The organism is Exiguobacterium sp. H66, from assembly GCF_018618705.1.
Lineage (GTDB): Bacteria > Bacillota > Bacilli > Exiguobacteriales > Exiguobacteriaceae > Exiguobacterium_A > Exiguobacterium_A oxidotolerans.
The window spans coordinates 234,988-259,072 of sequence record NZ_JACSMQ010000002.1 but is presented as its reverse complement, the minus strand read 5'-3'; the positions used below and the strand labels follow the sequence as shown (position 1 = coordinate 259,072).

Sequence of the window (24,085 nt, the reverse complement as noted above, 5' to 3'; positions counted from 1 at the left end):
GTAGAACATATACAACCTATTACATCTACTTTTTCTTATTTATTAATGTTTAAAGTCTTTCAACAAATGTCAGATCAAGTTTTTGTACTCATATTAAAAATATAGCCAAGCTATTCTCATTCAAAATAAATCAAAAAATGACTTAATCCGATTATGAACTGAACCCCGAATGATAAACACTTATAAAAAAGTGTATCATTCGGGGTTTTTCGTGTGCATACGAATCGCTATAATGAACCTATTCATTCAGACGGGAGAAACAACCATGAGTAAAATCACCTTCACTATGACTCAAATCAACCAGCTCGAAGAAAATCCGAACGTCGCTTCCGTATCAGAACGTTCAATCCAGTACACGGCCGAGTTCAAGGTCAAAGCTGTACGTGAGAATATGGAAGGAAAAGGACCTCAACAAATCTTCACGGAGGCTGGATTCGACCTGACGGTGATCGGGAAACGAAAAGCGCATTCCGCGTTGATTCGCTGGCGCCAAACGTTCCGAAAAGACGGAGAGGAGGGTCTCCGGAACGACAAACGTGGAAAGGCTCTGGGAGGCGGACGCCCGAAGACAGACGAGTCGATGGAGAGACGGTTGGCGAAGGCAGAGGCACGGATCAAATACCTGACGGCAGAGAACGAGCTCTTAAAAAAGCTAGAGCAGTTAGAGGGGCAGGCGAAACGTACGAACTGACACCAGCAGAGAAATATCAGGCCATCAACACCGTCATCCGCATCGCACAGATTAAGAATCTCGTCTGCCCACTATGTGAGATTGCCGGAGTGACCGCAGTGGCTATTACGCTTGGTTGAACCGTGCCGAGGCGGATTCCCTTCGGGAAGAGCATGATTATCTAGATGCGACACTCCTCAAGAAAATCCATGATAGCCACAAAGGCAAAGTCGGTTATCGGAGGCTGTACATGGAGGTGTTCGCTACCCTCGGTTTCCCGATCAACCATAAACGGATTCTTCGGCTGATGCGCAAATATAACACCGTGACCAAAATCCGGAGGATGAACTCTTATCACAAGCTCTCTCGGGCGACGCACGCCGCGTCGTGCCGAACCGATTGAACCGCGAGTTCCCGGCAGAGCGAGCCCGGGAAGGTATTCGTGACCGATATCACCTACCTCCCTATCGCCTCCGGCGAGAACGTCTATCTGTCTTGTGTGAAGGACGTCGCCACACGCGGGATCGTGGCACACCAATTGTCCACGAGTCTTCACATGGACCTCGTCTTTCAGACGATGAAAAAGCTCGAAGAGCATCTCCAAGAGAAGCGACATCCCGAGGCGATGATTCATTCAGACCAAGGCTTTCACTACACCCATCCGAGCTACCAGCGACTCATTGGCGACCTCGGACTGGTTCAGTCCATGTCCCGTCGGGGCAACTGTCTCGACAACGCACCGATCGAATCGTTCTTCGGTCATTTGAAGGACTATGTCACCAACCGTTCGTGCGAATCAATCGAGGAGGTCCGAGAGATAGTCGGGGACTACATCAGCTATTACAACTGCGAGCGCGGTCAATGGAACCTAAAAAAGATGACCCCGAAACAATATCGGAACCATCTGATCGCAGCGTAGAAAACTTGGTCTTTTTATTAAACTGTCCATTTTACGGGGCTCAGTTCATTAAAAAGGACAAGTCATTTTTGATTTATACTTATTTAAATAAATGGAATTCTTCTTTCAATCGTTCTCAAATATTTTATAGAAATCCATGTGCATATACTTAAATAGATCAAAGTAACAAATAAATTTATAATAATTATTTTGATGGTAAATTGAGTATCAAAATAAAAAATATGTGGCCATGGAATTAATTTCCCACCCGTCAACCCCTCTGATCCACAGTACATAATTACTATTAGTAAAGACACCTCAACACTTTTAAAAAGTATACTACTTAAAAATGAAGTAATTGATAGTATCAAGGACTGAGTAAATAATAATAAAAATAAGCTGATAAAAGAAAAACTTTCGCTCTTAATACAAAATATAGTAACTAAAATAATGATCAATAGTGAAAATAGGCTTATAAAATAAGCATTATATTTAGCAATTTTTTGACTTGGTAGTTGAATCATTATTTCTTCTGAATTTTCATGATAGAGACTGTACACTAAAAGTGACGACCATAATGAAATTGACGGAACAAAAATGATCTGAAGAACTAAAAAGAACTGTGCATCAAATTTAGAGTTATAGAAACCTAAAAGATAAATCATTAATGATAAAGCTATAATAATAGGAATATAAAAATTAAAGCCAATACTTTTAATTTGAAATTTCACTAAACTGTTCACCACCTAGCTCTTTAATAATAGATACATAACCATCTACAAAACGAGGATTTACTGCTACCGCGCCTCCTGGATTTTCTGTAGAAATAATTTTCACTTTTATTGTATCTATATTGATCTCATCAACTTCAATAACCATATATTTATTTAATATTTCATTTAAACTATCATGATTTATTTTCATTTCCCAAACTAACCCTTTCGCATAGCTAGCAAGCGCTTGGGGGGTTGATTCAACAAGTAATTTCCCCTCTTTAATGATCCCTACTTTTGTACATAAAAATTCAATATCTTCTACAATATGCGAAGAAATAATTACAGTTTTTTCTCTAGAAAGTTCCTTCAATAAGTTTCTAAAACGTATTCTTTCGTAAATATCTAATCCAGATGTCGGCTCGTCAACTATGATAATTTGAGGATCAGTTAAAAATAATTGTGCAATCCCAAGTCTTTTTCTCATTCCACCAGATAAATTTCCAACTTTTTTAGTTTTTGATTCAAGTAAATTTACTTTTTTTAGTACATAATCAATTCTCTTTGCTCTTTCATCACTATTTTTTAACCCTTTAAGTATTGCAATATGATTTAAACAATCTTGTACAGTTGCTTTCGGGTATAAATTAAAATCTTGTGGAAGATAGCCAATCAGATTCCGAATGTCTTTAATCTTCTTAGGTTTTATACTAAGATCATCTGAATGCTCTAAGTCAATCGTTCCATTATCAACACTAATAATGCCTGCAATAGCTCTCATCAATGTTGTTTTTCCAGCACCGTTTGGTCCAATTAACCCGTATATTCCTTCAATATTTAGTGAAACATCATCTAAAATACTTTTTTTATTTTTGATTTTTGAAATGTTTTTAATATAAATCATTTGTTACCTCCTGATTTAATCAATTGATTTTTTAATTGATACCATGTGAGTTCTTTGTTCATCATTAAATCGTTCCATCTTCTTAATAATCTTGCAGCTTTGTCATCATCACTTGTGCTAATAAAGTTGATTATTTCTTCAATATATTTTTTATTTTTTTTAGATTCATTGTCATATACTTCACTGATCCAAAAATCACCTTCCGAATACTCTTCTTTTGCTATTTTATGCATTTTATTAATGTAATTTGTTGTTAAGACATTAAATATGATTGGAATATTGTCATTTTCGGTATAGTTATTTTGTATTTTCCATGTCATAGCACCTACGAGTTGATATGAAATATCTTTGCTCATGATATCAAAAGTTAATTTATTGTGATGTTCATAAGGACTTACTAAAATAAATAGATTTTTGTTTTTTTGGTACCACATAGTTTCTGTAGGTAAAACATCATTTGCGCCTCTTCCAGGTACAATATAAATATTTTCAGGAAATTTATAAGCTTTTTTATGAAAAACTTGATTTATAAGATTAAATGTCTCTCTTAATTTGTCAATGTATTTAGCTATAGTCTCAATATTATTTTCCCAAGTAATCGGGTACACAACACGATAATTATTAATGGTTTTGTCTTTGAGCTCACCATAAATAATGTTTATCCCGCTATCACTTGTTATTTGATACGTATTATTGTTTTTTTCTCCAAGACTATCCATTAATTGAACGTTGCCATTCAATTTTAAATTGAACTTTATTTTTGATGTATCATACACTGATAATCGCGTATTTGAATTGTAAACACTTTTCATTGCAGGATTTACTGATTTTACAGGGTACCACGAGAAATAAAATGGTAAGTATGCATGTGATGCTTTAGCTTCCATAAACGGAGATGAACTACCTTTATAATTAATAACAATGGACTTTGTCGGTCTATCTAAGTAAATTTTTAAAAAGTCCTTATCTTGCTTAAATCTAACTACTTTTCTCTCCTCATCTTTTATAGAAGATACAGAAAATTGATGATATAAAGAAAAAACTTTTTCACCCTTTTCTTCGTCTTTAAAGTAAATCTTCACTTCGCTTTTTAACTGATTCTCAATGCTCAATTGAATATCGTATTGTTTAATGTCGTAATCAAAGTTCTTTAACGAGTTTACTTTTTCAGGAGTATAGTTGTAATAGTAATCCAACTCGTTGATATTTCTTTTGTTAAATTTTTCAGGTGTAATTTTTTCATTTTTTTGAAAATTTGAAAATCCTACTACTAACACCGGTATAATGAGCGTTAGTGCTAAACTTTTTTGGAATTTAAAAAACGAATACGAATTATTAAATAATTTGATTGCTATTAATAGAAACAGCATTAACGTCCAAACGTATTTATTTGTTAGATCTCCTTGCGGAAATAAAAACCCGCTTAATGCGTTGTAAGACATTTGAGGATTATCAATTCCAAGATGAATAAAGGCAGGGATCTCTTTCACGCCGAGTATATTAAAAAATGGTTCTAAAACATAAACGTTTGTAGGAGAAAGGACCAGCCATATTAAAATTAGTACGGAATAATTAATTTTACTATTTGAAATTTGTCCGATGTAAAATCCAATTAAAGAAATAATTAAATTTGGGAAGAACCAATACAGCATAATAAATTTGATTGAGTTAACGTAGATTTCTGATTCTCTGTATCCTGAAAAATAGAATATCATCAATATTATCAGTGTAGATCCTACTGAGAATAAGATGTTATTTACAAATACAAAGAAATAATTTGAAATACTTTTGACACTTATACTATTAGGTATCGAGCTAAAAAAGTTATTAATATCTTCTTTTGTTTCAGTAATTGCAGCATGATAACCTAAAAAAACAAATACTAGCATGCTCCCCTGTATTAAGAAAGACGACAATTGTAGAAAGTTCCCGGGGTTAGAGATCTCGGTCAACGTGTATGTATAGATCATTATTGATAGATAGATAAAGCCAAAAAGTGAAGATACGATAAATAATGGATTTTTGTAATTAATCTTTGAATAAAATACGAATGAATTTATGATTTTCTTCAAATTATTCACACCTTCTATATGAAATTAGTATAATAAGACCTTTCTAATTATTAGAAAGGTCTTATATCATTAATCTGTAATCTTTACAGTTCCGCGGATATCTTTAGAACTATATTCTGCCCATGCTTCTGCGTAATATGTGGATGGTGCTGGAGAAAATGATGATTTTACCTCTGTAACAGGGCGAGCATAGCTAGTATGAACAGTTGGATCAGGTAAAACTACAATACTTTTTTTAGCGTATCCGATTAATTGGAATGGTCCTCCACCGCTATTAGTTACTGTCATACGTGACGAGCCATCGTGAATATTAATTTTTCCGCCCTCAGCACTTGCTGTATAGTTTAGTGATGCTGTAGATGTTGCTGCTGAAACACTCGTTGTTGCTAGTAAAACTGCCAATGCACCTAGTGCTAACATTTTAGGTGCAGTTTTTTTGTTGCTAACTGCTAAATTAACCATTTGTCTATTTCCTCCTTTTAGTTTTTATAAGAACGTTGTCTTATGTCTTAAAAAGAGGTAATTTATACGATAATAACAACTTGCTGATTAAAATGTCGTTTTTAATTTTTTATTACATTAAACTAATGGATTTGTTTCTTTAGTATCTACTGGTGAAGTTTTAGTCATTGCAGATTCAATTTCAACTGAAAGTTTCTTCTCATTTTTTCTTTCCTCTTGATCTAAAATAGTGACAGTTTCTCTTGAACGATCATTTAGCCACTCGATTTGAATTTCCCTTAAAAAACTAATCAATGTAGCCACACGATCTGCATACAAATTAAAAAATGGCTCACAAATTTTTAAGATAGCATGTATCACTAAGGCGGCAAAAAAATAGATTACAAAATATAAAGCTAATGTTTCATTAGTGACTTGCCCCTTATTGGAAAGAGTCGAAATTAAGGTGACGCCTAGAACGACGAATGGAAAAGCGACACCTAACTGTTTCTGATTTCCATCTCGCTCTTCAGTTAATGTTTTTATAAGTACATCAAGTTGAGCACTGTTAACTATACTTTCTTCATTTAACTGTTTTTTTAATGCTATTTTGTATTCCTCATTCTTATTTACAAAAAAATCTGTTTCTCTTTCTAAATAATTAAAGTAACGATATGTTCCTATCGCAAAACCAGCTGGTAGTATCCATGAGACAAGAAGTACAAAATAATTAGATAATAGTGGGATAAGAAGAATGCTCACTAAAAAACCACATAATAAAAGAATACTAAATAAAAACTCTTTCGTTTTAAATCTCTCTTTAGTCTTTGGATTGTAATTATTTTGATGGAATATAATCAGTTTTCGCATTTAATCAGCTCTCCTTGCACATGTATTTTTAAGTTCACATTTAAGTAGATTGTTTGACGATTAATTAAACCATCTATCATTCTGACTACTTGCACTCCTAATTGATGAATCGGCTGATCGATAGTGGTAATATCGATTGCTTCAGTAATCAATTGATTATCAAATCTGTCACAGCACATTTTTTTGGAATCTTTATCTTTAACAGTCTCGCTTGGTGAATGATTCCTGCTGCCACATAATCGTTTCCGACTAAAATTACTCTAATGGATATACTTATAAAATACATTTTTACGACTTTTTCCAACACTGCTATCTGAATTTCTTAAACAAAGCGCTACGCTTTGATATCTACTCTCCTAAAGGTGATTCATGGCTAGTTCAATTCCATCGGAATGATCAATGTATATTTGAGAATGATCTCCTTCCGACCACTCACATGATACTATCGAACCGAATTTACTGATTTCCGGCAAGGCTGATGCTGAAGTCACTATTGAAGCAACCATTAGCCCATCAATTTGTTTGTATCGTAATTGGTCAAACGAATGGCCTCTAAAACAGCTTCTCTTTTTGCTCTGTTACACAAAGATGATTATTTAGTACGCGTGGTACAGTGGATCGTGATACGATAGTTAATCAATCAATTTTTGTTATTTTTTCCATTAGACCCCTTTCTCGTGTCAATTTTTTGGTATTTTAATCATATCAAAAATGCGAGACACTATATCAATTAAAATATCTAAAAAACAATGGACGAATAACGTTCCGATACCACTTGATCCATTTAAAACGCGATACAAAAGACTGTACACTCTCCGCATGTCTTTTTTATTGCCAGCTTCCAGCTTGTTCGCTTGCTAAGTTTAATCATAAATTCATCATTAAGAACAGCAAGTAAAGAAGAGCATATATACAAAGCAAGTCCACAACTTATTATCAATATCCCAATAAAAAAATAATAATCAGCTAGTAGATCGATTCTCTGAATCAATCTCATTCGTAATATGAATATTTAATCCATCTACTAACAAACAAATAATGAAAATATGTATAAAACTTAACAGATTAGATATACCTTGTTTAATTAGACCATTGGTAAAAATCAGTTCACTCCCTATTGTGAACACTCAAAAACCAATACTCATTCCTATATTTCGCTCTAATGCGATATTCAGTGTATCTCAAGGTGCTATGTATACGTGGAGAGTGGAGAACATCAGAAGGAAAGAAAGTCAGACTACATGAGTTATACGATTCAGAAATCCAAAAATGGTCGCTTGATAATATTTGCGAGAAAGTAAGACAAGTTCCGGGAACGTTGATTAAAGCTGCTGCTGCTGGAGATATCACTATCTGTATGAATTTTGATAGCGAACATGTAGATTTGGAAGTTGTAAGAAAAGTAGGAAAGTTGATTGGCGCTCGTAATATCATTGCGATGATTGATCGAATTGATACGGCTACTATGTGTGGTCAAAATCTGAAGAAAAATGAGGATAATAATTTATGGTATCAAAGCAAAGGTTATATGGCTGCAGGATCCTAATACAATTGATCGCCTCATGCATAACATTCGATCGATTGGTTTCAACGATTCAAAGATTTGGAAGTTGACTTCATTTGTTTCACTTCGTGAAGCGCACTACTTGAAACAATTAAAGTCTCGAGAAATCATACCTTTTAGTTTTGTAAATGAAACTAAAATCAGAACACACTTTAAAGCCTCTAATCCTGAATTAGTATTAACATAAGCTCATTACCATTCAAAGGAGGTGATAATATGGATCGAATTCCTTATGTGGATACAGACTCTACATTAACTGTTAGAGTGGAATTGCAACATGCAGCAGATGTGTTTTTAATAGATAGCATCAACTATCAACATTATAAAAGCGGCCGACGTTTTAAGTACTTTGGCGGTCACCAAACAAAATCTCCAGTAACCATATCTGTACAAGGCGCTGGAAGGTGGTATTTAATCGTCAACGGAAATACAAGGTATAATTATCAGTTCTTTTAACAAATAATCTATAACTACGGTTTTCTCATAGAAGTAGACAGTCGAACGAATAAAACTGCCTACTTCTATGATTTTTCTGGTATTTCATTAATAAGTAATTTCGCTTTCGTTCCATCAACAAATCCGATTTTGGAAAGTAAAACAGAATCACTCTCATTAGACTTTGAATACAATTCTTCGATTTTCTCATTCCATATGGTGTGATCTTCATCAGTCATCACCATAAAAAGTCTTCTCATAAATAATAAGTGAATTATTAATCTCTTATCGTAATGAAATCGTCTTAGTTCTTCTATGTACAGTTTGTCATTCTCATGTTCTTTTGGAATCAAGTTGAAATTAGTACCGTAAATTTTACCTGTATGCGATACTACGTTTCTTAAGTGTCTTAATGAATCAATCCAGCTTGCTAATAAATCGCCTAATAGCCTATTTTCTTTGGCATTCGAAGTCATTTTTCGAGCCACAAGAGTTTTATACTGAGGAATCAATAAGCTATAGAATGTTGAAAGACTACCTAAAGTCATTAAATCAAACAATAACCAGACTGGTGTAGCACCATAATTCTGTTCATGATGTTTAATCGCTTCATGCTTTTGTTTATTAGCTTGGATCGTTTTATAGAAATTTTCATATAATTTATTAACTCTAACTACTCTCTCCTTCTTAGTTCTAGAACGTTTCCCTTTCTCCTCGAAATAAATATCTTCATCTAAATAAAATTGAGCAGGTTGAAAATTATCTGATTGATAATTTTGAGCTAATATATCGATAATGGAAGACCGCAAGAATACTTCTAGTCTAGAAATCAAGTCGTGTAGCCAACTTCTTAAGTAATGATCGTAACTATAAGTTGCTTTCACCGCAGTAAAGCTTTTTTCAATGCCTTTACCAAATAAATCATTTGAATAATATTTGAACGTGTAATAATTTACTTTTCTTAAAAAATCCTTACATTCATTCTCTTCTTCCAATGTGAAAGACATATTATCTCTTTTCAATTTTTCAATCATTTCTTCTATTGAATAAGGAGATTTCATAAGAAGCTTTGTTTTTTGTGGTTGATCAAAATAAAAATTAATTTTGTCAATGTCTCTTACATCGTAAAGCTCATCTGTATAAAATAATTGTTCAACATCTACAAATTTAATTTTTTTGGAATTATCCATCTTTAAAAAACTCCGCCTTGAATTTTGACATAAAAAAAGGCCAACTGTGTTTCGCATTGTTAAGAGGCGTTAGTTGACTGCTGTTACTTTTATTATACTTTTATTCAATCAAAAATCAACTGTTTTATTTGTTAGATACTTTTTACGTTCAAAAAATTGTGTATTTAAAATCACACTATTTCTAAGTACATAAAATTTTAAGCTGTTCATGAGATCATAATAAAATCAGCTATTTTAAACTAACCTTTTATTAGCATACACTATTATTAAACTTCTAGAAAATAAAAAATAGCTTAATTTTTTGACATCGAAATGTATACTTTAATTTATCTTATCATTTTTTGATTAGATATTTGAATTATGCTATTTTATATGCCTTTGTATTCTTTATTAATTTCTGTTTGTATAAATAAATAAGATTCTTATGCACAAAAAATGTACAACCCTTTTCATGAATAGACTATGATACCTATTTATCAGATAAGGGGAATTTTATAATATATATTCACATATAGAAGATAAGTAATTTTGGTCTAGTATCAATAATACATCTACCGATCATTCAAGTAACATTAAAGAAACGGTGCTTGTTTCCTTTATCAAATATATGAAAGACTCACGGTACCCCATATTATCAAAGATAAAAAAATCATTTGAAAAACAGCTCATAATAATTAAAAGATCGCATTTAGATTTACTCTTATTGGTCTATGAATTAGTTGGTAAGGTGGTCGTTGATTTCGATGTTTTGGCTGACCCATTTGACTTTGTGCAAAGCAATATAACTTCTGATGATTTGAATTCAGTAAATTCCTGAATTTATTCCCCATTGCTTCAACGCCATATCTACCTAGATCGCCCCAAGCTAAAAACACAGTATCAGCCCACTCTATCGCTTCTTCGATTGCCTTCTCATTAATAGTATCATTGATAAAGTGATCTTCATTAAGAGCTTGAGAGTCGGGATTGATAATTGGGCTCATATTGACAATTGTAAGACTACCCGCCTTAAAATACTTTTGCGCATATTTTGTCATAAATGTTACTGTTGGATCGCTAAATCTTTCATTAGCATGACTAGGATTCATCATAACTACGCTAACTTTCTGACACTCCTCATTCGTCTTCCACTTAATATGTAAACTATATCTTTTTATCCCGTCTTTACTAAAAATAGCCTTATGTTGCGCATTTTGAATGCTTAACTCCTGATCCTTGCTTTGCAAGTCTATTTCAAATGTACTTCCTTGTTCATGAATCCATTTTTGTAACTCTTCGTAAAATTTAGCTTCTGTCATATTATTAGATAATCGAACAGAACCCTCTAATAGCAGCCGATTCATCATTTTTCTCCTTTGATTACGAACTATCATAATATATTAATATTTCAGTTGCCTTAAGAATTTTTTGATTAAATAATCCCTTTGAGATTACCTATAATACAAAAGAAGCTTTTTTAACGGTATGGAAATTCCGCATTGCTTCATTCTGCCAATTCTTTGATCATATAGTTTTTTTATTATTTCTTTGCTTTGAGTAATGCTTTCGTGATGAATTCGTTTATGACAAACTGGGCAAAGCATTACAATATTAGCAGTTACATCTAAGCTATACTCGAATTCGTCTTGAAACTCCATTGGTATTAGATGATGTGCTTCGACATAATTTTTATTTGTCACTTTAGAAATAAAGTTCTGGTGTAATGCATCGTATTCACAAGTATAGTCGGAAGCAGTTAAAGCCTTTTTGACAATAGATTTACTTCTGACCCACTTTTGATTTGATTTCATATTATTTATTCTGATCCGTTGAACTGGAATATCTTCATCTTCAGGATCACGATGTGGCAGTTCAATACGTTCCATTGCCTCTTGATCCTCTAATTTGCCTAGGGATGTAAATGTGATTTCTTTGGATAAAAGTAAGCACATCATATTGTAAAAATACAAAGTGTTAATTATTCTTTTAGCATTACTAAATTTGTTTAGATGAATGCCAGATTGTTGAACCTCCTGAAGGTTAATAGGAATAAATGTAGCTATTGAAGAAGGGAAAAATCTATAGCTACCCGTATAACCGTTTTGGGTTGGAGAAGAATATTTAATTACTTCTTCTAAAACGGCAGAAGCAATTAAGTGAGAGTTCCACTGAAATAATACAAGCGATCCCCGTTCTATATTCATTCCAGTTTTAAATTGATACAGTTCAGAAGGGAGTGTATGTTGAAACCATATTTGAACTTCTGCAGTAGTTTTATCTCTAAATGTTAAGTCTTTATTAGACATTGGTAATATTCGAATGCTATCGCCTTTTGAATACGGGAAAAGATTTATTAAATAGTATGGATTAATCCTTACTTTTTCTGTTCCATAAACGGTTTTCCAACTTGAGTTATTTCTATTAGCATCGTTAGCTAAACGTGTAAATTCGGAATGCAGGTTTTTATTCTTTAAAATAAAGTAATTCTGACTTTTTTGTCTACTAAATAAGCTAGTCATTGCATAGTTAAAAGAAGCGGTCTTATAACTCCCTCTAGTTAAATCAAAAAGTTTTTCTCCAATTTCTGAAACTAGGTATTCATTTTTCCATAATCGCTTGTCTTCTTTAATACTACTCAAAAACAATTGAAACAGTGTGTCTACATTCGACAATTCTTATTCACCTCAACTTACCGTGTATTTTAATACACTTATAATACCCATATAGATTAAAATAAATTGATAACTTAGACATCTACCTTAGCTTGAATAACCGATGACATGCTTAGACACATCTTCAATCGTTTCCAAGTCAATTAAATCAATATCTAAAATGTACATTGTATTTAGTCTTGGATTAAATATTCCTAATTTGGATAGTCCATCAAAGCGGTCTTTAAGTTTTGAACGACATCCCATTAAGTAATAGATCAATAATTGTAGTGTATGGTCAGTAGTAGGGCTACTTTTTAAAACTTTCATTTCCCATAGAGCATGCGGAGTTAAATAGTCTGCATCCCCATTAGTAATAATATCTGTATAACCACCCTCAAAACTAATTCTTTCTTGGTTCACCGGTCCATACTCTTCAAAAAAATGAAGGCTTCTCGCTACCATTGTTTTGATATTCTGAATCGTTGCATCGTCTGGATTAATCGTTTGGACAGGTACATACGTATGTTTTCCAGCACGTGCTACGCTCTCATACCCACATAATCTACACGCATTAAAAATCGATTCTTCATCTAACCCGTGTATCTCCGATCGTAGTTCTCCTGCGTATTCAAGCTCTTTTATCATCAACGCTCCAGATATAGGGGAAGCAAAGGCTTTATGATCACCTTGACAAAAGCGAGTCAAATAATCTACGACAATGCCAATCAGTGATGGATGGATGTTCTCATTTAAAGACAGCTCAATTCCATCATCAAAACATCTTCTATTAAATGTTTTTGGAGGAATATAACCACCTCTGGGTTGCTTAGCAGAGTTAATTTTTTTTATATCTTTAATGCGTTGTGTGACGGATACCATATATATCACCTCAATTTAAATATAGAGACAATTTATTATTATTTATCTAATTCATCTCTTAATCATTAGTATACCGATTACTATGCAATTTGTATGGATAATCCTTCCACCTCGCCTTTTTTGGCTATAGGCTGTGTTTTATTAATGCTCAGAACACGATGAAAATGTGCTAGAAGTAATTTCTACGATAAACAAAGAAATTACTTCTAAACTGTAGATGCTCCGCATTTAAAATAAATTGATTTGTATACGTTCGATTTCGAAACGCCATTGAACATAACACCTACTAATTACACGAACTTATGTAATCTGCCCTTAGTAATCAAAATGCAGCTACTTATTCTTATAGTCAGTTTTTAGCTCGTTCTTATGATAATTTCTTTTAGGTTAATATGTTGAATTAGCACATGATATACTGTCTATAAACATTTAAGTTGAAAGAGGTATACATATGTCATCCAATGAAATGAAAAATAAATCGTTCCGTCTTTCTGAAGACGTTACTGACAAAATTGGTGAATTAATAAAAGGACGCCAAATTACAACCAATCAGTTATTCGAAGAGTTTATTGTACTCGCTGAACAAAAGAAAATTGATCCAAAGCTCACTGAAGAGGATGCTGTATTAGAAGCATCGCTCAAACAGATTACGCTTCTCTTTCAAGAACGTGCAGCACGTCTTGAAGCGTTCCAACACGAAAATCAACGCATTCAATCTCGTCATCTAGAGACAGTCACTAAGTTAGAGTCAGAAGTACTCCAAGCAAAAGAAAACTTAGAAGCAGAATACGTAGAAAAAGTCTCTAATCATCATCAAGAACTTCAAGACATGAAAACAAAACTGGAACAGACAGAAAATGAATTAGTTCAGGCAAGAGATCAACAAGAAAAAATAGAAGTATCTAAAAAAGAAGAAATCACATCATTAAAACGAGAAGTATTTCACTTAGAAGGTAATCTTACTAAACTCGAAGAAGAACGCGATCAATTGTATCGTCAGAACAAAGCATTAACTGATCGAATTGATGAATTAAAAGCACGTACCGAGCGTTCCGAACAGTTAGAAGAAGAAAACCGAAAACTGTCGTTAGCGCTAACCATTGCGCAACGGGATCAAGAATCATTCGAACGACGCCTTCACGAACAAGTTGAGCTAGCTGTATTACGAGAGCGTACACAATCATCTCTCGATAGTGAAAATGAGTAATCGATTAAGCTGAAATTATCAAAAGACCGTTCTACTGAGATGTAGGACGGTCTTTTTCATCTAATTACGTGCGTAAGTATTGTTCTAAAGCTGCTCGTATGATTTGATCCGGTTTCATGCCTTGATCTTGCGCTCGCTTTTTTAGCGTTTGGTACAATGGATCATTTTTATCGGAGAAATCTACGTGTACGCGTGCTGGTTTTGGCTGTATAGGAGTTGCATCAATCACGCTTTGTTCTTTACGCTCATTCAGCATTTTTTTCACTTCACGTAATTGCTCACGTGTCATTTCATAGACCGTGAACTCCCCATCGTTCGTCGTATACTTTCGTTCTTCTAGTAAGGCGACTTTTGGATCCTCTGGCCATGTTAATAGTTCAGCTAATTTAGAAGCACTAAAGTCCTGTTGAATCGCCTTGTCTAAGATAGTTGGTCCAAATACATTCCAAAATGAAATAAAGCGATTGACTTGAGGATGAGACATTCCGATTCGATTTAAAAATTCTTTCCAACTTCCTTGTTCCTGCTGAAACGCTTCTTTAGTGTCAGCGTCACGGAATACTTCATTCGCATGTGCTAAAATACGACACTTTTCAACAAAACTTGTCGCTTGAATCGTATCAATATGATTGTAGTACTGAATAATACCTTCCATGTCTTCCGGAAGACGTTTTGATAGCACGCGTGATAAGCCGATAGCTGGAAGCGACTGATACGGATTTGACATCGCAGGCGCAGCAAATTTCTTCACCGCTTCGACTTGCTCTTCCCGTAACGCTTCTGTTCCCTGTTCTTGAACCGTTGTTTCAGCTACTGTGCTCTGAAAGCTTTTGAATGTTGCTTGTCCTTTTTTACGTCGACTGCTCATAGGGCAAGTACCTCCTCTGCTAACTGTAAGTAAGCATCTGTCGCTGGACTCTTATGGTCAAGGACAGGACGTGCTTCTCGTTGTAAGGATTGAATTTTTACGATGTATGGGATTGTCGTTAGTACAGGAATTCCAACTTCTTCCCCTAACTCCTTTAACTCGTCCACAGTCGTCATATCTCCTTTAGAGCGCGCATTCACCATTGTTGGAATAAACGCTGAGATATGAATATCTTCCTTGTATCCGTGTCTCATTTCTTCCAATTCTTCTGGAGCTGTGTACACAGCATCCATCGAAAACTTCTGCATCTGTACCGGCATGACGATCCGGTCCTGCGCAACAAGAGCACAACGAGCGTACGGGTTTAAAGCGGATGTTGATCCCGGGCAGTCAATTAAACAAATATCAAATAAGTCCTCCAGTCGCGTTAGTTCTTCAATCAAGCGGTATTCGTACCCCATCTGACTCGTCAGTCCTGTAGGAGAAGCAGAACGGCGCGTGGGTACGAGGTGAATGATACCTAGTTCATATTCACAAGTGACAATGACTTGTTCAATCGGTGCATATGAGGGATCGTGCTCTTCAATCAAACAATCGAGCAATACTTTCCCATCGTAATCATCGGTTAAGCCAAGTCCATTCGTTGTCGAAGCTTGGTCATCCGCATCAATGACCAGAACGCGTAATCCTTGTCGAGCATACGCATGGGCGAGGTTAATCGTGGTCGTTGATTTACCGACGCCACCTTTTCGATTATATAAGGCAATTTTCTTCACTGTTCCTTCTCTCCTTCCACGATTTCACTATGATCCTCTATAATATCCCGCTGAATGGTCTCTTCAATCATTTTTGAAATGTATTCACTAATGCTAAGTCCTTTAGCACGCGCTAGCACATGAATCTGTTCTGATGTTTCTGTCGGGACTCGTGTAGAAAGAACAGTCGAAGTCGCTTCAAGTGAGTGAAATGATTTTACTTTTACTTTCGCTGCCTTTGATCGAGTAGCACGAATTTCTCGTACTGTCGCACTCTCTAAAGACTTTCGACCTTCTTCTACAGGTAAACCATTTAAAACAACGTCTTCTGGATCATCGACATACATCAGTTCGAATACTTTGGAAGCCGGTAACGTTTGGAGTTGTTCTTCAAATGGTTCTAGGGTGTCAAACGCTTTAACATATCGGGAGGCAAGTGAATTTGACATGTTAACGACTTCTAAAAACGTGCGCCATTCTTGTTGATCGTGCATTTCAGATTTAGCAATCGACAAGCGCTTACCAATCTCGAAAACAGAGATCGTTTGAATCTTCGCTAATTCTTTAATCTCGACTGCGAGATTTTCTAAATCGCGGGAAACCGGTAACTTCTGAACGACAGAACTCAGATCAGTCAATCCACTCCGATAAGGATGTTGGTCTTGTGGTCTTACTTTATGAATTTGTTTATTCCGCGCTTTCATGTTTCGGACCTCCTGTCATCAAAAGTGCTAGCTCACGAAACGGCTGTGCCAGTTCCATGCCTTCTTTCGACTTGTACTGTAAAACACTCTTTCCGCTATCTGCTGCCTTCTCAATAAAAGCAGCACGTCGTACAGAAGGCAGCATATGTAATTGTTCTGTTGTTGCCAACTGCTCCATCGCCTCTGCGTATTCGCGATCCCCTTTTAAACCAAGATCGATTGCGACTGGCATAATGCCTGTTAGCTCTAGCGAAGCATTATAATATTTCTTCACTTGTCGAATGGTTCGAACCGTACTTCCTAACTGATCAAAAACGAGCTTTTTCGGCATAAATGGGATAACGACCTCGTCTGCGCATGATAAGACGACTTTAGATAATTCATTGATTGAAGGAACTGAATCAAGAATGATCCAATCAAACTCATGGGCAAGAGGAGATAGTAAATCTTTTAATAGAAAAATCTTATCTTGTTCAGAAATTAAATTGATTAAACGTGCATTTCGTTCATTGGAGGGAAGAAGACTAATGTTGTGTTTTTCATCATCAAATAAGATTTCTTCAATCGCTAATCCTTTTGCTTGGACGTCGTACAGCGTCATGTATTGAATCGTGTCCGACTCTTTCAGCATTAGCTTACTTAATGATCCCTGCGGATCTAAGTCAACGAGAAGCGTCCGATATCCTAGTTCACCAAGCGCATGACCCATATTGAGCGAACAGGTTGTCTTACCGGATCCTCCTTTTGATATGTAAAACGTCATAATATTCATCGTCTCTCCCCTTTCTTCATTAATCATGGCACATGAATATCATAATTTCAATGATTATCGATGATCAAAAGATAATATGAATGCAATCCTATGTATACATTATTAAATAAGCTGTAAACATTTCGACATCGAAATGTTTACAGCTTATTTAAGTTTTCCTACTTAGATGTTTTTATATATGTTTTTAAAATGCTTCTCCCTGTTTTATTCTTCATCATAATAATCCGTGATCTACCATATTATTATCATTCAACACATTGGAAGAGATTAAAAAGATTAATAAAGAATTAATAAGAATTAGAAAAAGACTTCACTACCTCAAGCCTTTAATACCAACAAAAACAAGACATTTTGCAATTTGGGAAACGAACAGCACAATTTGTAGAAATTCAAAGAGTATTGTTTTTTAAGCATTCATTTAATGATTTCGTTCAGAATCTATTGAATAAGCAACTCAACAACCTGTTTTTATAACAATAGAATTTGTTTTTTTTCCTAAATCGTATGGCATATTGATATTGTCCTTGGATGGATCAATACAATGAGTAGCATGACGATGAATTCGATCAAAAAGACTTAAAATGGCGCGGTTTTGTTGTCTTTTCACGACTATTTTCAAAAAAAAGCATGACAAATAGACCATCATGCAATGGCCAATTTTTCCGATACGACTCGGAGTCGTTCATTTAGATAGAGAATTGGTGATTCAAAGAAGAGGCGATAGAGTTCTGCATCTTCAAGACGGTCCCCGTATTGGTAGAAATCGTTTCGAATCGAACGAATGACTGCATCACAGGCAGCAAATCCGTACGTATCACTCAACGACTGCAGCGATGTTTGCGGAACTTCCAGTGCATCAAAATTTACGTAGTCACGAGCGACTTCTCGAAGATCGAACCAACTGATCAACGTACGCGCCCGTTCCGCTTCCCGGATACGCTTACTGTTGATCTGGTCTTCGAGTTTCACGTGAAACATTAAAGGACGTGTTACGGTATGTATGCGCTTTTTAAGCGAGACATTCTCTTTAACAGCAGATAAGAAATCTTTCGTGTTCTCAACCAAATGCACATTAAAGAACTGCGATAGTTGATCGAGCAGCCCTTTTACAGCCAAGCGATGTCCACAGTAACGCGGTAGGAATCCGCGTACTTCATCATAGGTTAAAGTTGCTTTCTCCTGAGACTGGACATTCACGTCCCGCTCTACTTGTACAAGAGCACGTAACGCGACGCGAAGGATATTCACATGCTCAATATCCATCAGTTGGCGCACCATTTCACACCAAAGAGACGTATAACCGGTCTTCGATGTATACGTACCACCTTCTTCAAAAAGATCACGGTAGTTTTCGAGATAATCTACGAGTTCAATGGTGACGACTCCAAAGAAATGAATCGAGTAGCGAATAAGTCCAACTGATTCAAAAAGGCGTAGGTTATTGTGTAACGATCGAACTGACGTACGCGCATAGTGAGCCAATGCTTCACTTTCCATTAATGAGAGAACACCTTGATCATCGCAATGAGATAAAAGCGTCAATAAATGACGAATACGAGATTTTGTCCACTTCAATGCTAAGAAAGGTCCTGGAATGTTATAGTGATGCTGTTCATATAAGAAACTGTCTTGACGTTTTGTCCAACGTGTTAAACCGCTCATCGCGATCAGTAATTTATTAGCGACCAATACATGACGATTTTCATGTTGAAATGACATACCTACACCTCCCCTACTCTGAACTATTATTACTAGTATCCTGTTCAGAAAAGGAACTGTCAAAACGCGGTTTCGGTACGGTCAAAAACGACCAATGTGCTAAAAACGTTGATATAAAGCCGTTTTCAAGTATAAAAAAGATGTCATTTCAGTACGGTCAAAAACGACCAGAATCTCTGAAATCCTTATATGATGCGCTTTCTAGAGGTTTTTCTTGGGTAAATTCATACATGAAGCGATGCAATATGTCATTCTGGTACGGTACATAACGACCAAATGATTAAAAGTGTCATTTCAGTACGGGATAAAGAGACTAAAATGTTCAAAAGTGTCGTTTGAGTACGGTATATGACGACCAAATGGATCAGATAACCGCTTTAAAATAATTTTTAAAAATTCTTCTAAAGTGCAGAAGTGTCATTCTGGTACGGGGAACAACGACCAAAATTACAAAACTGTTGTTTTGGTACGGTGATCGGCGACCTAAATACATAAAGTGTTGTTTCAGTACGGTCAAATCCGACAAAAATGCTAAAAATATAAGAAAAAGTGCTGTTTCAGTACGGTGAATAACCTCTGAATTTGAAAAATGGTCGTTTTACGACACGATTCGACATGTACGATCAATAGATATTCTGGAGAATAAGACATCCAATTAATAAGTGAGTTCTTACAACAAGGAAAAATGTAGAAAAATTAATAAGAACAAATGTTCTTATTTTGTGTTTGCTACTTCATATACTACCATCTATGTTGGTACTACATTACAGATCTTTTGAAATGATCGTTTGTATAAATATATGATTGTGATTGTCGAAGTTTACATGAGCATGGCTGAGTGCTTGATGCTACTTATTTTTGATTAGTGTATTGCTGTTAAAGCGATCATAAAGCGACCATATTTTTCAATGGCAACATGACACGATTGCTAATCTCGATTTAATAGGACAAAGACAATGTAGGCTAGGCATATGAGAAAAAACGCTTATTACTATCATATAGTTTCAAGGAAAATCATAACTAGTATTTAAAAGAGCGTACGAGATTCATGATCTCATACGCTCTTTTATTTGAATTTATGAAGAATGGAAGAAGACTACTTTCTATTGATCTGTTCGATATTCCTTATAGGAGAAGGGCATTGCGGCGATCATCATGTTCCCAGCGTTCCAAGGGATGGAAGTATAAGAAATAGTAGTCACCGGACCGATGCCAATCTTGAATGATAAAATCAAGTTCTTTGATACGATCCAAGTTAGTTTCAAGCTCTTTCAAGTTTTCTGCTTTTCGACTCTTATTAAATCGAATCGAGTGTGTAAACTGGCGCCAATGCCGTTTCGCGGGCATTGCTTCGTTTAACTGATACGAGTTAAGTCGTTCCTTTTGAAGTACAAAGGATAAATGATAAGCGAACGTTCCTTTTAATCGCTCAATCTGTTCTCCATAGATACTGATGATCTGTTGTTTTAACAAATCATCATAGACTTCCTCTGAGACAGTGACAGTAATTTGCGTGTCCCGTTTAACAGAAGAAGCATTACTAATTTTAACAGAGGAGAAGAGACCGAAGATCGAGAGATCCCCTTCCTCATTTCTAACAGCTACGCGATAATAACCGAGTTTTACAAGACGTTGGGTTGTGAGGGTATAGCTTTTTCCGCTATCGTTCCCATAAATCTTTTTAACAAGTTTTGAGATTGGGAAGACGATCTTTCGACTCGTTTGAAACGTCACATCGCGATATGACAGAATCTCGTTAAAGGCCTCAAAATCACGAGCATCAAGATCCGGGACTTTTCCGTCGAGTTCTGCAAGAAACTCGTTACTGACGAGAACCGATAAATTCGCCGGGATACCTTGTTTGTATTTAGGAACGACAGCAGAGAAGTCGTGGAGATCAAGAGATAAGTCCGTCAACATACCTTCTCCTTGATTAAACTTTTCTGTCGTATTTTTCATGCGATCAGCGATTCCAAAGAACGGTACCGTAATCGAGGTAGAAGTGGCAACATGTGCCTTTGGCTGCGCACGTTTCAATTCTTTCGCAACCTCTCCGATGACCATTAGAATATCAGTCCGCATCGTTGTCGTTTGCTGGTTCTTCGTTTTTTGTCTCCAATGTGGATACGTATGAATCAGCAAGTTATTATTTTCAGCCCATTCTTCAAGTTCCTGTATGTGTTCTTGCATCAACTTCTCAACACTATCAGCGGAGAACTTTCTTTGAAAGCCTTCTTTTCCCGCAATGTCCCAATACTCAAGGTACATTTTATGAAGGCCACGTAGTTCTTTCATCGGACCTTTGTTCTCAACATAGTTTTTTACGGCTGCCCGTACCCAGCGCCGTTTTAATTTCTTAAAGGAATAATAACGTAGCTTTTTGTAAACATCTTCTTCATTTTGAAATTCATAAAATTCTTCATAAAGTTGATTGACATAGGATTCGACATCAATGATATCGATGGAAATCAGTTGTTCGGTAACATCGTTCTCGAGCAGTGTCTTTGCTGCTTGAGAGACAACAAGTTGTCTATGTTGGACGGATGAGGTAGAGTCCATAATGCACGCCCCCTTAATTCGATATAGCTAGCATAGCATGTCTGAAGAGGAGTGGGGAAATTAGATAAAAGTGTGCGCCGGCGCACACTTTTTAAAAGTAGACATCGATTTAGATCTATCTTACAGTGTTTAAACTTTAGAGCGTTTGGTCGTTATCCATCACGAAGACTTTTTCCGTTATGAACGATTGTATTAACTGAAATAAGAAAGTATCTGTGATATCCTCCAGTGTAGAAATTCTTTTCAATGGAAGTTGACCCGCTAAACCATGCATCCGTTCCTCATTCCCAGCCCACCAACGCGTGGCGACAGCTCCCGGAGAGATACAATTAACGCGAATGTCAGGTGCAAGTGAGATAGCAAGTGAGCGTGTCATCGTATGAATGGCTGACTTAGTGGCTGCATAAGGAATGGAAGAACCGATACCGTTCACTCCCGCTACGCTCCCAAGGTTGACGATTACACCTGTGGATTGTCTTTTCATATGTGGTACGACTGCTTTCACACAGTGGAACATGCCCTTTACATTAACAGCAAAGAGAGAATCCCATACCTCTCCCGTCACTTCATCCAGTTCATTCATTGGAATCTGTGACGTGATGCTTGCATTGTTCACCAAAAAATCAATCTTTCCAAACACCATGAGGGTATGAGTGACCATATCCTGAACTTCGTGTTCTAATGAGACATCTGCTCGATAAGGAATTGCCACATCACCATCGTTCATAATTTTTTTTACGACCTCTAATGCCCCTTCTTCAGACTGACTGTAATTGACGATAACATTTACTCCTTCGGCGGCTAAACGGAGCGCTGTTGCACGCCCTATACCGGATCCAGCTCCTGTCACTATAGCTACTTTATCTTTCAAATTCATTGACAATCTTCCTCTCATCCTATGTGATTGATATCATTATGCTTCTATTCGAGACGAGAGTATAATTCTTGATAATGAACGGGATATCACTACGAGTGATATCAGAAAGGAATGATGCTATTGAATACCTAGGATTTATTGATTTTCAAGCATGTAGCAGATCTACATTCGATTTCGAAAGCAGCTGAGAAGTTGGGTTATGTTCAATCGAACGTCAGTCAGCGGATAAAGATTCTTGAAGACGAGCTAGGTGCTCGTTTACTGATTCGGAGTAATCGTGGAGTGAAATTAACAGAAGAAGGAACTACGCTGTACAAATATGCTGAGGATATCCTGAAGTTGATGCAGGATGCGAAATCCGCAATCGATAAAAATAAATGGAGAGAATACTTGGTCATAGGTGCAACACAGACTGTATCGGCGGCGTTGCTTCCAAAACTCTTTTTGCTCTTCATGAAAGAGAACAATGACATTGGTATGTCGATGAAGACACAAGATAAGCAACAATTGCAAGAAATGCTCTTCTATGGTGAAATTGACGGCATGTTTGTCAACGGATTATTCGACGAAGAGCGCTTTGAGTCCGTACATAGTTTAACTGAAGATATAGTAATCTTGTCACATCAGGACTTCAAGTTTGAAGAAGATGGATGCCCGACGCGCATCGTCAATAGTGATACTACGTGTACGTACCGGAACAAAACAATTGAAGTCGCGAAGGACAAGGGATATACAGATCCTAGAATAATAGAGTTCGATACACTCGAATCCATTTTAAATGCTGTAGAGTCAGGAATGGGCATGAGTGTCGTACCGAAGCGGATTTTAGATGATCGAAAAACGATACAGGGAATCATCCAATCTGATTTATCTACGCCTGTTCGAATAGAATCTATAGTTAGCCTGGAAAGGAAACGTAGCAAAAGTCTGCAGAAGTTCATTCGCTTTATAAAATCATTATCTCTGAACGTATGAGACTAAGGTATGATCATGTAACATAGAGAACAATTTAAAATTGAAATTCAAAACTAAGCATAAGAAAGGTAAGTCTTCCTCAAAAGTGAAAGTGAAATAACAAAAAGTATGCGCCGGCGCATACTTTTTGTTATTTCACGTACCATATTAAACATAAAAAATTGATTTACCACGAGGAATAGCTGATGTTTAATTTAACCTTCGAAAAGAAACGAATAGTCATTAATATATCATTTATTCTTTAATTGACTGGAGTGAAGAGGTTAAAGATCATCATCACGATGTTCATAAAATATGATGAGAAAAGTTCAAGGACGGTACATATGAATCAAAAACCTTGAATGGATAAAGAGGTTTCACGTGAAACAAGATAATATTAA

20 protein-coding genes and 1 pseudogene are annotated in these 24,085 nt (G+C 35.8%); 5 read left to right on the top strand and 16 right to left on the bottom strand.

Annotation, left to right across the window (positions count from 1 at the left end):
* Window positions 1-265: 265 nt before the first annotated feature.
* Window positions 266-1,589 (top strand): annotated as a pseudogene (locus KNP88_RS04645) (IS3 family transposase).
* Between the two features lie 693 nt (window positions 1,590-2,282).
* Here KNP88_RS04645 and KNP88_RS04640 read toward each other — a convergent pair.
* The 5 genes from KNP88_RS04640 to KNP88_RS15875 all read right to left on the bottom strand — a co-directional run bounded on the left by KNP88_RS04640 (window position 2,283) and on the right by KNP88_RS15875 (window position 7,565).
* Window positions 2,283-3,185, bottom strand: a complete 903-nt coding sequence (locus KNP88_RS04640) for an ATP-binding cassette domain-containing protein (RefSeq protein ID WP_055966285.1) — start codon at window positions 3,183-3,185, stop codon at window positions 2,283-2,285.
* The gene (locus KNP88_RS04635; RefSeq protein WP_156357168.1) at window positions 3,182-5,074 is read right to left on the bottom strand and encodes a hypothetical protein; all 1,893 of its coding nucleotides are present in this window, start codon (window positions 5,072-5,074) and stop codon (window positions 3,182-3,184) included. The genes KNP88_RS04640 and KNP88_RS04635 overlap by 4 nt, the downstream gene beginning before the upstream one ends.
* Before the next feature lie 252 nt (window positions 5,075-5,326).
* Window positions 5,327-5,719, bottom strand: a complete 393-nt coding sequence (locus KNP88_RS04630) for a hypothetical protein (protein ID WP_055966292.1) — start codon at window positions 5,717-5,719, stop codon at window positions 5,327-5,329.
* Window positions 5,720-5,836: 117 nt separating this feature from the next.
* Window positions 5,837-6,568, bottom strand: a complete 732-nt coding sequence (locus tag KNP88_RS04625; RefSeq protein ID WP_055966296.1) for a hypothetical protein — start codon at window positions 6,566-6,568, stop codon at window positions 5,837-5,839.
* Window positions 6,569-7,352: 784 nt separating this feature from the next.
* On the bottom strand, window positions 7,353-7,565 hold the full coding sequence (locus KNP88_RS15875) for a DUF6198 family protein (protein WP_479723700.1): 213 nt from the start codon (window positions 7,563-7,565) through the stop codon (window positions 7,353-7,355).
* 321 nt (window positions 7,566-7,886) lie between these two features.
* On the opposite strand from KNP88_RS15875, the gene KNP88_RS04620 reads away from it, so the two are divergent.
* Window positions 7,887-8,114 carry a hypothetical protein gene (locus KNP88_RS04620; RefSeq protein ID WP_158024773.1) on the top strand — a complete coding sequence of 76 codons (228 nt, stop codon included), beginning with the start codon at window positions 7,887-7,889 and terminating at the stop codon, window positions 8,112-8,114.
* A gap of 234 nt (window positions 8,115-8,348) precedes the next feature.
* Entirely contained in the window at window positions 8,349-8,588 is a 240-nt protein-coding gene (locus KNP88_RS04615) for a DUF1883 domain-containing protein (RefSeq protein WP_055966300.1), read from the top strand.
* A 65-nt stretch (window positions 8,589-8,653) separates the two neighbouring features.
* On the opposite strand, the gene KNP88_RS04610 is transcribed toward KNP88_RS04615, so the two are convergent.
* The 4 genes from KNP88_RS04610 to KNP88_RS04595 all read right to left on the bottom strand — a co-directional run bounded on the left by KNP88_RS04610 (window position 8,654) and on the right by KNP88_RS04595 (window position 13,269).
* Window positions 8,654-9,757 (bottom strand): Abi family protein, encoded by a 1,104-nt coding sequence (locus tag KNP88_RS04610; protein ID WP_055966303.1) that lies wholly within the window; start codon window positions 9,755-9,757, stop codon window positions 8,654-8,656.
* 674 nt (window positions 9,758-10,431) lie between these two features.
* Complete coding sequence (locus KNP88_RS04605; RefSeq protein ID WP_055966306.1) at window positions 10,432-11,100, bottom strand: DUF1643 domain-containing protein; 669 nt, start codon at window positions 11,098-11,100, stop codon at window positions 10,432-10,434.
* Between the two features lie 87 nt (window positions 11,101-11,187).
* Window positions 11,188-12,408, bottom strand: a complete 1,221-nt coding sequence (locus tag KNP88_RS04600) for an HNH endonuclease (RefSeq protein WP_055966311.1) — start codon at window positions 12,406-12,408, stop codon at window positions 11,188-11,190.
* Between the two features lie 87 nt (window positions 12,409-12,495).
* Window positions 12,496-13,269 (bottom strand): hypothetical protein, encoded by a 774-nt coding sequence (locus tag KNP88_RS04595; RefSeq protein WP_055966315.1) that lies wholly within the window; start codon window positions 13,267-13,269, stop codon window positions 12,496-12,498.
* Between the two features lie 451 nt (window positions 13,270-13,720).
* On the opposite strand from KNP88_RS04595, the gene KNP88_RS04590 reads away from it, so the two are divergent.
* Window positions 13,721-14,476 (top strand): coiled-coil domain-containing protein, encoded by a 756-nt coding sequence (locus tag KNP88_RS04590; protein WP_055966318.1) that lies wholly within the window; start codon window positions 13,721-13,723, stop codon window positions 14,474-14,476.
* A gap of 64 nt (window positions 14,477-14,540) precedes the next feature.
* Here the strand turns inward: KNP88_RS04590 and KNP88_RS04585 are convergent, their stop codons facing one another.
* The 7 genes from KNP88_RS04585 to KNP88_RS04555 form a co-directional block, all read right to left on the bottom strand.
* Window positions 14,541-15,344: a hypothetical protein gene (locus tag KNP88_RS04585; protein WP_055966320.1), complete on the bottom strand. Its 804-nt coding sequence runs from the start codon at window positions 15,342-15,344 to the stop codon at window positions 14,541-14,543.
* Complete coding sequence (locus KNP88_RS04580) at window positions 15,341-16,120, bottom strand: ParA family protein (protein ID WP_214892484.1); 780 nt, start codon at window positions 16,118-16,120, stop codon at window positions 15,341-15,343. The genes KNP88_RS04585 and KNP88_RS04580 overlap by 4 nt, the downstream gene beginning before the upstream one ends.
* Window positions 16,117-16,803, bottom strand: coding sequence for a DUF3102 domain-containing protein (locus tag KNP88_RS04575; RefSeq protein WP_214892483.1), 687 nt, complete (start codon window positions 16,801-16,803; stop codon window positions 16,117-16,119). Before KNP88_RS04575 ends, KNP88_RS04580 begins: the two co-directional genes overlap by 4 nt.
* Complete coding sequence (locus tag KNP88_RS04570; RefSeq protein ID WP_214892482.1) at window positions 16,787-17,575, bottom strand: ParA family protein; 789 nt, start codon at window positions 17,573-17,575, stop codon at window positions 16,787-16,789. The genes KNP88_RS04575 and KNP88_RS04570 overlap by 17 nt, the downstream gene beginning before the upstream one ends.
* Before the next feature lie 642 nt (window positions 17,576-18,217).
* On the bottom strand, window positions 18,218-19,294 hold the full coding sequence (locus tag KNP88_RS04565; RefSeq protein ID WP_214892481.1) for a hypothetical protein: 1,077 nt from the start codon (window positions 19,292-19,294) through the stop codon (window positions 18,218-18,220).
* A gap of 1,125 nt (window positions 19,295-20,419) precedes the next feature.
* Window positions 20,420-21,853, bottom strand: a complete 1,434-nt coding sequence (locus KNP88_RS04560) for a hypothetical protein (protein ID WP_214892480.1) — start codon at window positions 21,851-21,853, stop codon at window positions 20,420-20,422.
* 136 nt (window positions 21,854-21,989) lie between these two features.
* Window positions 21,990-22,730: an SDR family NAD(P)-dependent oxidoreductase gene (locus KNP88_RS04555; RefSeq protein ID WP_214892477.1), complete on the bottom strand. Its 741-nt coding sequence runs from the start codon at window positions 22,728-22,730 to the stop codon at window positions 21,990-21,992.
* Between the two features lie 138 nt (window positions 22,731-22,868).
* Between KNP88_RS04555 and KNP88_RS04550 the strand changes: the two genes are divergently transcribed.
* The gene (locus KNP88_RS04550) at window positions 22,869-23,705 is read left to right on the top strand and encodes a LysR family transcriptional regulator (protein ID WP_214892474.1); all 837 of its coding nucleotides are present in this window, start codon (window positions 22,869-22,871) and stop codon (window positions 23,703-23,705) included.
* Window positions 23,706-24,085: the final 380 nt, after the last annotated feature.

What these genes read in the sequence shown, in the direction of transcription:
- KNP88_RS04565 (WP_214892481.1), bottom strand. Translation starts at nt 19,294, where the DNA reads ATGTCATTTCAACATGAAAATCGTCATGTATTGGTCGCTAATAAATTA.
- KNP88_RS04575 (WP_214892483.1), bottom strand. Translation starts at nt 16,803, where the DNA reads ATGAAAGCGCGGAATAAACAAATTCATAAAGTAAGACCACAAGACCAA.
- KNP88_RS04570 (WP_214892482.1), bottom strand. Translation starts at nt 17,575, where the DNA reads ATGAATATTATGACGTTTTACATATCAAAAGGAGGATCCGGTAAGACA.
- KNP88_RS04640 (WP_055966285.1), bottom strand. Translation starts at nt 3,185, where the DNA reads ATGATTTATATTAAAAACATTTCAAAAATCAAAAATAAAAAAAGTATT.
- KNP88_RS04560 (WP_214892480.1), bottom strand. Translation starts at nt 21,853, where the DNA reads ATGGACTCTACCTCATCCGTCCAACATAGACAACTTGTTGTCTCTCAA.
- KNP88_RS15875 (WP_479723700.1), bottom strand. Translation starts at nt 7,565, where the DNA reads ATGAGATTGATTCAGAGAATCGATCTACTAGCTGATTATTATTTTTTT.
- KNP88_RS04635 (WP_156357168.1), bottom strand. Translation starts at nt 5,074, where the DNA reads ATGCTAGTATTTGTTTTTTTAGGTTATCATGCTGCAATTACTGAAACA.
- KNP88_RS04595 (WP_055966315.1), bottom strand. Translation starts at nt 13,269, where the DNA reads ATGGTATCCGTCACACAACGCATTAAAGATATAAAAAAAATTAACTCT.
- KNP88_RS04555 (WP_214892477.1), bottom strand. Translation starts at nt 22,730, where the DNA reads ATGAATTTGAAAGATAAAGTAGCTATAGTGACAGGAGCTGGATCCGGT.
- KNP88_RS04605 (WP_055966306.1), bottom strand. Translation starts at nt 11,100, where the DNA reads ATGAATCGGCTGCTATTAGAGGGTTCTGTTCGATTATCTAATAATATG.
- KNP88_RS04585 (WP_055966320.1), bottom strand. Translation starts at nt 15,344, where the DNA reads ATGAGCAGTCGACGTAAAAAAGGACAAGCAACATTCAAAAGCTTTCAG.
- KNP88_RS04615 (WP_055966300.1), top strand. Translation starts at nt 8,349, where the DNA reads ATGGATCGAATTCCTTATGTGGATACAGACTCTACATTAACTGTTAGA.
- KNP88_RS04590 (WP_055966318.1), top strand. Translation starts at nt 13,721, where the DNA reads ATGTCATCCAATGAAATGAAAAATAAATCGTTCCGTCTTTCTGAAGAC.
- KNP88_RS04630 (WP_055966292.1), bottom strand. Translation starts at nt 5,719, where the DNA reads ATGGTTAATTTAGCAGTTAGCAACAAAAAAACTGCACCTAAAATGTTA.
- KNP88_RS04610 (WP_055966303.1), bottom strand. Translation starts at nt 9,757, where the DNA reads ATGGATAATTCCAAAAAAATTAAATTTGTAGATGTTGAACAATTATTT.
- KNP88_RS04625 (WP_055966296.1), bottom strand. Translation starts at nt 6,568, where the DNA reads ATGCGAAAACTGATTATATTCCATCAAAATAATTACAATCCAAAGACT.